The following is an 11,905-nucleotide window of genomic DNA, read 5'->3' as shown; positions in this document are numbered from 1 at the left end:
GACGAGCACGAACGGAGCAGGGCCCCATGGGTGAGCAGCAGCATGTGAAGTTCCCGCAAGAGGTCATCGACGAGTACGCGGCGCTCGGCGTGGACCTCCTGGCCCTGTTCTCCGCGGGCCACCTCGGATCCCGGATGGGCGTCCAGATCTCGGAGGCCTCGGCGGACCGGGTGGTCGGCACGATGCCCGTCGAGGGCAACACCCAGCCCTACGGCCTGCTGCACGGCGGGGCCTCCGCGGTGCTGGCCGAGACCCTCGGTTCCATCGGGTCGATGCTGCACGGCGGCAGCTCCAAGATCGCCGTGGGCGTCGACCTGAACTGCACCCACCACCGCGGGGTGCGCTCCGGCCTCGTCACCGGTGTGGCCACGCCCGTGCACCGGGGGCGCTCGACCGCCACATACGAGATCGTCATCACCGACGAGAACGACAAGAGGGTGTGCACCGCCAGGCTGACCTGTCTGCTGCGCGACGTGCAGCCGGGCGACGAGGCACTCATCCGTTCCGCGAGCTGAGCGACATAGGGAAAACCCTGGAGAGGCGGCCGTGCCCTTGTAGCGGCCGCCGCCAGGCGCTTCACTGACGCTCCACCCCCACAGGAGAAGACCCGTCCCACCCCTAGAAGGGTTTCTCTTGACCACCGTACGTGCCATCGCCGTCACCGCCACGGCATGCGCCGCCGTGCTCGCCACCGCGCTGCCGTCCTCCGCCATCAACTCCTACAACGCCACGCCCGCCCCCGAACGCACCGAGGTCGGCGCGCTCGTGGCCACCTGGGACAACGACGGCGACCCCGCGACCCCCGACCGGGTCGACTGGGTCTGCTCCGGCACCATGATCGACCGGGACACCTTCCTGACCGCCGCGCACTGCACCACCGACTGGCCGGACAACGTGCGGTTCTACGTGTCCCTGGACCAGGACGTGCAGGCCGGGCTCGACGCCGCGGCGAAGAAGCACCCCGGCGACCCGGCCGCGCAGGCCGCCGCCGTCGCCGTCCCCGGCACGGCCCACTCGCACCCGGACTACCCGGGGCCCGCCTCCGACACCCACGACATCTCGGTGGTCCAGCTTTCCGCCGCCGCGGTCAAGGCCCGCTGGACCTTCACCCCGGCCGCCCTGCCCACCGCGAACCAGCTCGGCAGACTCGGCCCGCGAGGCCTCAACGACACCGACTGGACCGTCGTTGGATACGGCACCCAGGAGGCCGTGGGCGGCCCCGGCGGCCAGACCCACCCCGGCGGCGGCGTCCGCATGAAGGCACCCGTCACCTTCGACGCCCTCAACGACTCCTGGGCCCGCCTCGCCATGACCGCGCCGCAGGGCAACGGCGGTGCCTGCTACGGCGACTCGGGCGGCCCCAACTTCGCGACGATCGGCGGCAAACGCATCCTCGCCGCCACCACCATCACCGGCGACACCCCCTGCTACGCCACCAACGTGACCTACCGTCTGGACACCCCGGGCGCCCGCGCGTTCCTGTCGCCCTTCACACAGCTGCCGTAGCCCCGCGACGGCCGCACCGCACCACCGACCGCCCCGCCGCACCGGGCCCCGCCCCGGAGCGGCGGGGCGTCGCCATGCCCGCCATCCGAGCCGAATCGCCTTTCCCGATGGCTCCGGAACTCCCCTCGACGCCCACACTTCTTTCCACGGCGTAACGCTGCGTAACAAGCACGCAATGCGGCATCACGGTTTCGTCTTCGGCCGCGCCCATTCCCACGCCCTTTCCGATCTTGTCCGCGTCGCCCGCGCACCGCCGACCGCACGATCTCGGCCAGGGCCAACCGGAAGTGCGCGTTCTCAAAATGCGGACAGCGGCCAAAAACGACCAAACCCGCCGAGAGGGGCCGCCACCGAGACCGGGCATCCACGACGTCATAACAAGAAAGTCACAAGCCAGCCCGCGCCGCTGACCCTGCCCTTATCCCGGGCTTAGAGTCACGGCCAGTCACCGCTCCATCGGGAGTTCGGTACCAGCGCGGCACTCACCCCCCGACCAGGGCGGGGCCTGCCTGTGAAAGGACTGATTGTGCGACAGCGTTCCTTGGTGATTCTTACCTCCGTTCTCACGACCGGAGCTCTGACTCTCACCGCCTGCGGCTCCCGAGACGACAGCGGTGACAAGGGCGGAGACAGCGGGAACAGCACCACGCTCACCATCGGCGTGGACGCCCCCCTCTCCGGTGAGAACTCCACCACCGGCCTCGGCATCCAGTACGGCGCACAGATCGCCGTCGACGACGCCAACAAGAACAACTGGGTCCCGGGCGTCAAATTCAAGCTCACCGCCCTCGACGACAAGGCGCAGCCGGCCACCGGCCAGTCCAACGCCACCAGCATCGTCGGCGACAAGACCGCCGTCGGCGCCGTCGGCCCCCTGAACTCCGGCGTCGCCCAGACGATGCAGCAGGTCTTCGCCTCGGCCAACATGGTCCAGATCTCCCCGGCGAACACCAACCCCGAACTGACCCAGGGCAAGAACTGGCAGACGGACAAGAAGCGCCCCTACAAGACGTACTTCCGTACCGCCACCACCGACGAACTGCAGGGCAGCTTCGCCGCCGGCTACGCGTACAACGGCCTCAAGAAGAAGAAGGCCTTCGTCGTCGACGACAAGCAGACCTACGGCGCCGGCCTGGCGAAGATCTTCGCCGAGCAGTACAAGAAGATGGGCGGCAAGGTCGTCGCCACCGACCACGTCAACACCGGCGACAAGGACTTCGGCTCCCTCGTCACGAAGATCAAGAACTCCGGTGCCGACCTGCTCTACTACGGCGGCCAGTACGACGAGTCCGCGCTGATCACCAAGCAGCTCAAGGACGCCGGCGTCAAGATCCCGCTGTTCGGCGGCGACGGCATGTTCGCCTCCACCTACATCGAGGCAGCCGGCAAGTCCTCCGAGGGTGACCTCGCCACCGCCATCGGTGTCCCCGCCGACACCCTGCCCGCGGCCAAGCAGTTCATCCAGACCTACAAGTCCAAGGGCTACAAGGGCGACTACGGCGCCTACGGCGCCTACGCCTACGACGCCACCACCGCCATCATCAAGGCCGTCAAGGCCGCGGCCGACGCCAACGGCGGCAAGGTGCCCACCGACATCAACGACCTGCGCTCCAAGGTCGTCGACGGAGTCCAGAAGTCCGACTTCGAAGGCCTCACCGGCAAGATCTCCTTCGACGAGTACGGCGACACCACCAACAAGCAGCTGACGGTGTACCAGGTCGAGAAGGGCGCCTGGAAGGACGTCGAGACCGGCACCGCCGACCTGCAGTAGTCCGGCCCCCACATAGCCGCACCACGGGCCGCGCGGGAGGACGACCCCGACCGCGCGGCCCCTTTTCACACCCCCACACAGCACGCGACCACGCACTCATCCAGTGCACACGACCACCAGCGACATGGAGGCCATGCGGTGAACACCCTGCCGCAGCAGCTGGCCAACGGGCTGCTTCTCGGCTCGATGTACGGGCTGATCGCCATCGGCTACACGATGGTGTACGGCATCGTCCAGCTCATCAACTTCGCGCACGGCGAGATCTTCATGACCGGAGCGTTCGGCGCCCTCACGGTCTACTTCTACATCCTGCCCGACGGCACCTCGATGGCCCTCGCCGTACCGCTCATGCTCCTCGGCGGCGCCCTCGTGGCCATCCTCATCGCCGTCGGAGCTGAACGATTCGCCTACCGGCCACTGCGCGGAGCACCACGCCTGGCACCGCTCATCACCGCCATCGGCCTCTCCCTGGCCCTCCAGGAAGTCGTCCGCAACTTCTACCCCGGCGCCGACCGCGCCCGCGCCTTCCCCGGCCTCGACGCCACCCACGACATCGGCTCCGTCACCATCAAGGACGCCGACATCTTCCTCATCCTCGCCGCCGTCATCTGCATGGCCGCCCTCGCCCTCTTCGTGCGCCGCAGCCGCACCGGCCGCGCCATGCAGGCCACCGCGCAGGACCCCGACACCGCACAGCTCATGGGCATCGACACCAACCGCATCATCGTCATCGCCTTCGCCATCGGCGGCTTCTTCGCCGCCGTCGCCGCCGTCGCCTACGGACTCAAGTACGGCAACGTCGACTACCGCATGGGCTTCCTCATGGGCCTCAAGGCCTTCACCGCCGCCGTCCTCGGCGGCATCGGCAACATCTACGGAGCCATGCTCGGCGGCGTCGTCCTCGGCATCGCCGAGACCCTCGCCTCCGCCTACATCGACGAGATCCCCGGCATGCAGCAGCTCGGCGGCCAGAGCTGGGCGAACGTCTGGGCCTTCTGCCTCCTCATCCTCGTGCTGCTGTTCCGGCCCCAGGGCCTGCTCGGCGAGCGCGTCGCGGACAGGGCGTGATCACATGACCGAGACGACCAAGACCCCCGCACCGGACGCCGCCCCCACCCCGCCCGCACCGCGCGGCCTCATACCGCTGCCCGCCACGGCCGCCCGCGCCCTGGTCCTCGCCGGCGGCATCGCCACCACGGCCTCCGCCTACCTCGCCTGGACCTGGACCGACCAGTTCCCCGGCGACCTCACCATCAACGGCTACCCCGGCGGCCTTCAGTGGCTGACCTTCACCGCCGGCGTCCTCACCACCCTGTTCGCCCTCGCCTCGTACGGCGTCCGCGGCCTCGGCTGGCTGCTGCCCGCCCGCAACAACGCACCCCTCACCCTGAGCGCACTCGGCGGATTCACCGTCACCTGGTTCACCGTCATCGCCATCAGCGTCGAACTCGGCGGCATCGTCAACCTCGAACCCGGCGGCTGGATCGCGGCCATCGCCTCCCTCCTGCCCGTCATCGGCGCCTTCGCCCTCCCCCAGGAGCGCACCGGCACCGACGGCACCAAGGAAGCCCTCAAGGCCTACGTCGCCAAGCCCGACCGCATCCCCGCCGCCCAGGCCACCGCACCCTGGATCCAGCGGGCCATCATCACCGTCGTCACCATCATCGGCCTCGGCGTCTTCACCTACGGCATCGACACCGAGTACGGCGAACTCTTCATCGGCTACCTCTTCGTCGTCGTCTTCGCCATGTGGGCCGCCCACACCGCCGGCCTCCTCGACCGCTTCTCCGCGCTCGTCGCCGCCAACCGCAGCCTCACCCTCGCCATGGGCTTCGCCGCGGCCATCGCCTTCCCCTTCACCCAGACCGACGACCACTACGCCAACATCGGCGTCAACATCCTGATCTTCGGGACCGTCGCCCTCGGCCTCAACATCGTCGTCGGCCTCGCCGGACTCCTCGACCTCGGATACGTCGCCTTCCTCGGCGTCGGCGCCTACACCGCCGCCCTCGTCTCCGGCTCCGAGTTCTCCACCATCTCCGGCGTCCACCTGCCGTTCTGGGCCTCCGCCCTGACCGGCGCCGCCGCCTCCCTGGTCTTCGGCGTCCTCATCGGCGCCCCCACCCTGCGGCTGCGCGGCGACTACCTCGCCATCGTCACCCTCGGCTTCGGAGAGATCTTCCGCATCGCCGTCAACAACATGGACGGCCAGTCCGGACCCGACGTCACCAACGGCCCCAACGGCATCCCCTCCATCCCCGACCTGAACCTCTTCGGATTCAACCTCGGACAACCCCACGACATCGGCGGAATCACCCTCGGCCGCTTCGCCAACTACTACCTCCTGATGGTCCTCATCATGGCCATCGTCGTCCTCGTCTACACGAGGGCCGCGGACTCCCGCATCGGCCGCTCCTGGATCGCCATCCGCGAGGACGAGACCGCCGCCACCGCCATGGGCATCAACGGCTTCCGCGTCAAACTCGTCGCCTTCGCCCTCGGCGCCTCCCTCGCCGGACTCGCCGGCACCGTCAGCGCCCACGTCACCTACAGCGTCGTCCCCACGCCGTACCAGTTCGCCGGCTCCACCCCGCCCAACTCCGCGTTCCTCCTGGCCGCGGTCGTCCTCGGCGGCATGGGCACGGTCGCCGGCCCGCTCCTCGGCGCCGCCCTGCTCTACCTGCTCCCCGAGAAGCTCGTCTTCCTCCAGGAGAAGTCGCTCCTCGCCTTCGGCATCGCACTCATCCTCCTGATGCGCTTCCGCCCCGAAGGCATCATCGCCAACCGCCGGCGCCAGCTCGAATTCCACGAGACCGGCCAACTCGACGTACCCAAACAGACCACGCTGACCGACGAACCGGCCGTCACCAAGGCGGGGGCATGACCACGATGACCACACAGCCCACACCTGTACTCGAAGCCCGCGACGTCACCATGCGCTTCGGCGGCCTCACCGCCGTACGCTCCGTCGACTTCACGGTCAACGCCGGCGAGATCGTCGGACTCATCGGACCCAACGGCGCCGGCAAGACCACCTTCTTCAACTGCCTCACCGGCCTGTACGTCCCCACCGAAGGCACTGTCTCCTACAAGGGCACCGTCCTCCCGCCCAAGCCCCACCTGGTCACCCAGGCCGGCATCGCCCGCACCTTCCAGAACATCCGCCTGTTCTCCAACATGACGGTCCTGGAAAACGTCCTCGTCGGCCGCCACACCCGCACCAAGGAAGGCCTCTGGTCCGCCCTCCTGCGCGGCCCCGGCTTCAAGAAGGCCGAACGCGCCAGCGAAGAACGCGCCATGGAACTCCTCGAGTTCATCGGCCTCGCCCACAAGCGCGACCACCTCGCCCGCAACCTGCCCTACGGCGAACAGCGCAAGCTGGAGATCGCACGGGCACTGGCCAGCGAACCGGGCCTGCTGCTGCTGGACGAACCCACCGCCGGCATGAACCCCCAGGAGACCCGGACGACCGAAGAACTCGTCTTCGCCATCCGCGACAAGGGCATCGCCGTCCTCCTCATCGAGCACGACATGCGCTTCGTCTTCAACCTCAGCGACCGCGTCGCCGTCCTCGTCCAGGGCGAAAAGCTCGTCGAAGGCACCCCCGAGATCGTCCAGGCCGACGAACGCGTCGTCGCCGCCTACCTCGGCGAACCCTTCGAAGGCGACCCCGGCGAAGCCGAAGCCGCCGAGGTCGAGGCCGCCGAAGCCGCCGCCGACGCGACCAGCACCACCAGCAGCACCAAGGGAGAAGCCAAGTGACCGCACTCCTCGAGGTCGAAGACCTCCGGGTCTCCTACGGCAAGATCGAAGCCGTCAAGGGCATCTCCTTCAGCGTCGAAGCCGGCCAGGTCATCACCCTCATCGGCACCAACGGCGCCGGCAAGACGACCACCCTGCGCACCCTCTCCGGCCTGCTCAAGCCGACGTCCGGGAAGATCGTCTTCGACGGCAAGCCGCTGAACGGCGTCCCCGCCCACAAGATCGTCGCCCTCGGCCTCGCCCACTCCCCCGAAGGCCGGCACATCTTCCCCCGCCTCACCATTGCGGAAAACCTCCAACTCGGAGCGTTCCTCCGCAAGGACAAAGAAGGCATCGAGAAGGACATCCAGCGCGCCTACGACCTCTTCCCCATCCTCGGCGAACGCCGCAAGCAGGCGGCCGGAACCCTGTCGGGCGGAGAACAGCAGATGCTCGCCATGGGCCGCGCCCTGATGTCCCAGCCCAAACTGCTCATGCTCGACGAGCCCTCCATGGGCCTCTCCCCGATCATGATGCAGAAGATCATGGCGACGATCTCCGAGCTCAAGTCACGCGGCACCACCATCCTGCTCGTCGAGCAGAACGCCCAGGCCGCGCTGTCCCTCGCCGACCACGGCCACGTCATGGAGGTCGGCAACATCGTCCTCTCCGGCACCGGGCAGGACCTGCTGACCGACGAGTCGGTCCGCAAGGCCTACCTCGGCGAGGACTGAGCCCCCGCCCATATCCGCACACGAAGAGGCCCGCCCCCTGGCTGAGGGGCGGGCCTCTTCGTGTGCTGCTTCTCAGCCCTTGTCGGCCTTCTTCTCCTCAGCGTCCTGAATGACCGCCTCCGCGACCTGCTGCATCGACATACGGCGGTCCATGGACGTCTTCTGAATCCACCGGAAAGCGGCCGGCTCGCTCAGCCCGTACTCCGTCTGCAGGATCGACTTCGCACGATCCACCAGCTTCCGCGTCTCCAGCCGGAGCGTGAGGTCCGCGACCTCCTTCTCCAGCTCCTTCAGCTCCGTGAAGCGCGACACGGCCATCTCGATCGCCGGCACCACATCCGTCTTGCTGAACGGCTTCACCAGATACGCCATCGCACCGGCGTCCCGCGCCCGCTCCACCAGATCACGCTGCGAGAACGCGGTCAGCATCAGCACCGGCGCGATGCTCTCCTCGGCGATCTTCTCGGCCGCGGAGATGCCATCCAGCTTCGGCATCTTCACATCCAGGATCACCAGGTCGGGCCGGTGCTCACGGGCCAGCTCGACGGCCTGCTCGCCGTCACCGGCCTCACCGACGACGGTGTAGCCCTCCTCCTCCAGCATCTCCTTGAGATCGAGCCGGATCAGGGCCTCGTCCTCGGCGATGACGACCCGCGTCGTCATCGGAGGCACGTGCGACTTGTCGTCATCAGGCACGTCAACGGGCTGGGGCGACTCGGGGGCGCTCACGTGGGCTCCTTGGTAGGGGCAGGCCGGTACTGCTCCCAAGAGCGTACCTAGCAGCAAGGGTCCGCAGTGAACCGGTACACTTCTGGTCGGTCACCCGACCTGCCCGGTTGGAGGAACTGGTCAGACTCGCGGCACTCAAAATGCCGTGCCCTTTGGGCATGTGGGTTCGAATCCCACACCGGGCACCATGGCCGGAAGCGGAGGATCACGATCGCGTGGTTCTCCGCTTTTTGCTGCCCCCAGTCCCCCTCGGTGACTCACAGTAGTCGCATGAACATTCATGGCACTGAAGTGCGACAGAAGGCGCTGACCCTGCTGCGCGGGGGTACGAAGAACGCGGACGTGGCCCGCAGCCTGAATGTGCCGCTGGGAACGGTCGGCTACTGGAAACACCTGGACCGGGCCACACGCGGCGAGTGTCCCGGCAGGCATGATCCGAAGTGCCCCCGATGCGACGGGCGCGAACTCGACGAGCCCGCCTACGCCTACTTGCTCGGGCTCTATCTGGGCGACGGCCATATCAGCCACTACTCCGCGCACCACGTACCCAACCTCATGATCACCTGTACGGAGTCATGGCCCGGGCTCATGGACGACTGTGAGCGGGCCATGCGTGCGGTGTTCCCCGACAACTCGGTCTGCCGCGTCCGCAAGACCGGCTGCCGCAATGTGAAGGTCTACTCGAAGCACCTGCACTGCCTCTTCCCCCAGCACGGCCCCGGCAAGAGACACGAGCGCCGGATCGTGCTCGAACCCTGGCAGCAGGCCATCGTCGATGCCCACCCCTGGGAGTTCGTCCGGGGGCTCATCCACTCCGACGGCTGCCGGATCACGAACTGGACGACCCGGATGGTCGCCGGCGAGCGCAAGCGCTACGAGTATCCCCGGTACTTCTTCACCAACGTCTCCGAGGACATCCGGCGGCTGTACACCGGCACCCTGGACAAGCTCGGTGTCGAGTGGACGCACTGCACCCGCGGCGGCAACCCGTTCAACATCTCCGTGGCCCGCAAGGCCTCCGTAGCCCTCATGGACGCCCACGTCGGGCCCAAGTACTGATGCCTTACCTCGGGACGTCGTCCTCGCCGATGTGGTGGACCCGGACCATGTTCGTCGAGCCCGAGACGCCGGGCGGGGAGCCCGCCGTGATGACGACCGTGTCGCCCGGGCGGCAGCGGCCGTAGCGGAGCAGCAGTTCGTCGACCTGGGAGACCATGGCGTCCGTGGAGTCGACGCGGGGGCCGAGGAAGGTTTCCACGCCCCAGGTGAGGCTGAGCTGGGAGCGGGTGGCCTGGTCGGGGGTGAAGGCGAGGAGGGGGATCGGGGAGCGGTAGCGGGAGAGGCGGCGGGCGGTGTCGCCGGACTGGGTGAAGGCGACGAGGAAGCGGGCGTCGAGGAAGTCGCCGATTTCGGCGGCGGCTCGGGCCACGGCGCCGCCCTGGGTGCGGGGTTTGTTGTGTTCGGTGAGTGGGGGGAGGCCTTTGGTGAGGATGTCTTCCTCGGAGGCTTCGATGATGCGGGCCATGGTGCGAACGGTGTCGATCGGGTGTTTGCCGACGCTGGTCTCGCCGGAGAGCATGACCGCGTCGGTGCCGTCGATGACGGCGTTGGCGACGTCGGAGGCCTCGGCTCGGGTGGGGCGCGCGTTGTCGATCATCGAGTCGAGCATCTGGGTGGCGACGATGACGGGTTTGGCGTTGCGTTTCGCCAGTTTGATGGCGCGTTTTTGGACGATGGGGACCTGCTCGAGGGGCATTTCGACGCCGAGGTCTCCGCGGGCGACCATGATGCCGTCGAAGGCGGCGACGATGTCGTCGATGTTCTCGACGGCGTGTGGTTTCTCGACTTTGGCGATGACGGGGAGGCGGCGGCCTTCTTCGTCCATGATGCGGTGGACGTCGTGGATGTCGCGGCCGGTGCGGACGAAGGAGAGGGCGATGGCGTCGAAGCCGGTGTGCAGGGCCCAGCGGAGGTCGTCTTCGTCTTTTTTGGAGAGGGCGGGGACGGAGAGGGCGACGCCGGGGAGGTTGAGGCCTTTGTGGTCGGAGATGATGCCGCCCTCGATGACGGTGGTGTGGACGCGGGGGCCGTCGATGTCGGTGACTTCGAGGCAGACCTTGCCGTCGTCGACGAGGATGCGTTCGCCGGTGGTGACGTCGGTGGCGAGGCCGGCGTAGGTGGTGCCGCACATGTGGCCGTCGCCTTCGATGCCTTCTTCGACGGTGATGGTGAAGGTGTCGCCGCGTTCAAGGAGTACGGGGCCTTCGGTGAAGCGGCCGAGCCGGATTTTCGGGCCTTGAAGGTCGGCGAGGGTGCCGACGCTGCGGCCGGTTTCGTCGGCGGCCTTTCGGACCCGGTGGTATCGCTCCTCGTGTTCGGCGTGGTCGCCGTGGCTGAGGTTGAGTCGGGCGATGTCCATTCCGGCGTCGACCAGGCCTTTGATCTGGTCGTACGAGTCGGTGGCGGGGCCCAGTGTGCAGACGATTTTGGCTCGGCGCATGGGGGTGACCCTATGAGTTACCGGCGGGTAGAGAGTTGGCCGCGCGTGACTACACAACAGACTTTGCATGAAGCGTTATGGACAAGTGTTGAATTGTGCGGCCGGGCGCTCCGATGAGCATTCGATTGGGTTCGATTGAGTATTCGATCGGGGAATTCGTTCGCGTTTTCGCTCCGCGCTACAACCGCGGCGGCACCATCGTGAAGCGGGCGTTGATCTGGGCGTGGACGTACTGGCGCTGGGGTTCGAGGTCGAGGGGGGCCGCGGTGGCGTTCTCGGCGGCGCCGGCGAAGGCCGCGGAGCGCATGCGGCCGCCGGGGGGCTGGGGGAAGGCCGGCGGGGTGTTCTCGGCGCCGATGTCGGCGAGTTCGACGAGGGCGGCGAGGCTGGTGCCGAGTGCCTCGGCGTATTCACGGGCGCGCTGGACGGCTTCTCCGACGGCCTTCTTGCGGGCTTCGCGGTGGGCCGGTGAGTCGGGGCGCAGGGCCCACCAGGGGCCGTCGAGGCGGGTGAGTTCGAGGTCGGCGAGGCGGGTGGTGAGTTCGCCGAGGGCGGTGAAGTCGGTGAGTTCGGCGGTGACATGGACGCTGCCCTGGTAGGTGCGGACGCGTTCGCCCCGGCCGTGCTTGACGAGTTCGGGGGTGATGGAGAAGGCGCCGGTCTCCAGGCGTTCCACGGCGTCGCCGTAGGACTTGACGAGGTCGAGGACGGAGGCGTTGCGGCGGGTGAGGTCGTCGAGGGCGGAGCGGCGGTCGCGGCCGCGGGCGGCGATGGTGATGCCGATGCGGGCGATCTCGGGGTCGACTTCGAGGTGGGCCTCGCCGCGGACGGCGATGCGTGGGGCGTCTGGTGTGCCGTAGGGGACGGCGGGTTGGGCGGCATCTCCGGTGGGCGCGGTCATACGTCCCACTCTGTCATGTCTTG

The 11,905-nt window shown here is 68.0% G+C and carries 11 protein-coding genes and 1 tRNA gene; 9 read left to right on the top strand and 3 right to left on the bottom strand.

What is annotated here, in order from left to right; translation table 11 throughout:
- The first annotated feature begins 26 nt into the window (after nucleotides 1–26).
- The 7 genes from IE212_RS26190 to IE212_RS26160 all read left to right on the top strand — a co-directional run bounded on the left by IE212_RS26190 (nucleotide 27) and on the right by IE212_RS26160 (nucleotide 7,752).
- Nucleotides 27–515, top strand: coding sequence for a PaaI family thioesterase (locus tag IE212_RS26190; protein WP_190200416.1), 489 nt, complete (start codon nucleotides 27–29; stop codon nucleotides 513–515).
- 118 nt (nucleotides 516–633) lie between these two features.
- On the top strand, nucleotides 634–1,506 hold the full coding sequence (locus IE212_RS26185; protein WP_190200415.1) for a trypsin-like serine protease: 873 nt from the start codon (nucleotides 634–636) through the stop codon (nucleotides 1,504–1,506).
- A 541-nt stretch (nucleotides 1,507–2,047) separates the two neighbouring features.
- Nucleotides 2,048–3,277, top strand: a complete 1,230-nt coding sequence (locus IE212_RS26180; RefSeq protein ID WP_190200414.1) for a branched-chain amino acid ABC transporter substrate-binding protein — start codon at nucleotides 2,048–2,050, stop codon at nucleotides 3,275–3,277.
- 138 nt (nucleotides 3,278–3,415) lie between these two features.
- Complete coding sequence (locus IE212_RS26175; RefSeq protein ID WP_190200413.1) at nucleotides 3,416–4,345, top strand: branched-chain amino acid ABC transporter permease; 930 nt, start codon at nucleotides 3,416–3,418, stop codon at nucleotides 4,343–4,345.
- Nucleotides 4,346–4,349: 4 nt separating this feature from the next.
- Complete coding sequence (locus IE212_RS26170; protein WP_190200412.1) at nucleotides 4,350–6,161, top strand: branched-chain amino acid ABC transporter permease; 1,812 nt, start codon at nucleotides 4,350–4,352, stop codon at nucleotides 6,159–6,161.
- Entirely contained in the window at nucleotides 6,158–7,039 is an 882-nt protein-coding gene (locus IE212_RS26165; RefSeq protein WP_190200411.1) for an ABC transporter ATP-binding protein, read from the top strand. Before IE212_RS26170 ends, IE212_RS26165 begins: the two co-directional genes overlap by 4 nt.
- Nucleotides 7,036–7,752: an ABC transporter ATP-binding protein gene (locus IE212_RS26160; protein ID WP_190200410.1), complete on the top strand. Its 717-nt coding sequence runs from the start codon at nucleotides 7,036–7,038 to the stop codon at nucleotides 7,750–7,752. The genes IE212_RS26165 and IE212_RS26160 overlap by 4 nt, the downstream gene beginning before the upstream one ends.
- Nucleotides 7,753–7,824: 72 nt before the next feature.
- Here IE212_RS26160 and IE212_RS26155 read toward each other — a convergent pair whose 3' ends face one another.
- On the bottom strand, nucleotides 7,825–8,481 hold the full coding sequence (locus IE212_RS26155) for an ANTAR domain-containing response regulator (protein ID WP_190200409.1): 657 nt from the start codon (nucleotides 8,479–8,481) through the stop codon (nucleotides 7,825–7,827).
- Between the two features lie 101 nt (nucleotides 8,482–8,582).
- Between IE212_RS26155 and IE212_RS26150 the strand changes: the two genes are divergently transcribed.
- Together IE212_RS26150 and IE212_RS26145 are read left to right on the top strand one after the other, a co-directional pair.
- Nucleotides 8,583–8,669, top strand: a tRNA-Leu gene (locus IE212_RS26150).
- A gap of 82 nt (nucleotides 8,670–8,751) precedes the next feature.
- Nucleotides 8,752–9,540: a helix-turn-helix domain-containing protein gene (locus tag IE212_RS26145; protein WP_190200408.1), complete on the top strand. Its 789-nt coding sequence runs from the start codon at nucleotides 8,752–8,754 to the stop codon at nucleotides 9,538–9,540.
- Nucleotides 9,541–9,544: 4 nt separating this feature from the next.
- Here IE212_RS26145 and pyk read toward each other — a convergent pair whose 3' ends face one another.
- Both pyk and IE212_RS26135 read right to left on the bottom strand, forming a co-directional pair.
- Nucleotides 9,545–10,981 (bottom strand): pyruvate kinase, encoded by a 1,437-nt coding sequence (gene pyk / locus IE212_RS26140; RefSeq protein ID WP_190200407.1) that lies wholly within the window; start codon nucleotides 10,979–10,981, stop codon nucleotides 9,545–9,547.
- Between the two features lie 178 nt (nucleotides 10,982–11,159).
- Nucleotides 11,160–11,882, bottom strand: coding sequence for an SIMPL domain-containing protein (locus tag IE212_RS26135; protein ID WP_190200406.1), 723 nt, complete (start codon nucleotides 11,880–11,882; stop codon nucleotides 11,160–11,162).
- Between the last annotated feature and the right edge of the window lie 23 nt (nucleotides 11,883–11,905).

The sequence above is a fragment of the Streptomyces djakartensis genome, from assembly GCF_014651075.1.
GTDB classification, from domain to species: domain Bacteria; phylum Actinomycetota; class Actinomycetes; order Streptomycetales; family Streptomycetaceae; genus Streptomyces; species Streptomyces djakartensis.
Note: the sequence above shows the minus strand (reverse complement) of the source record. Positions and strands in the feature narration are given on the sequence as shown.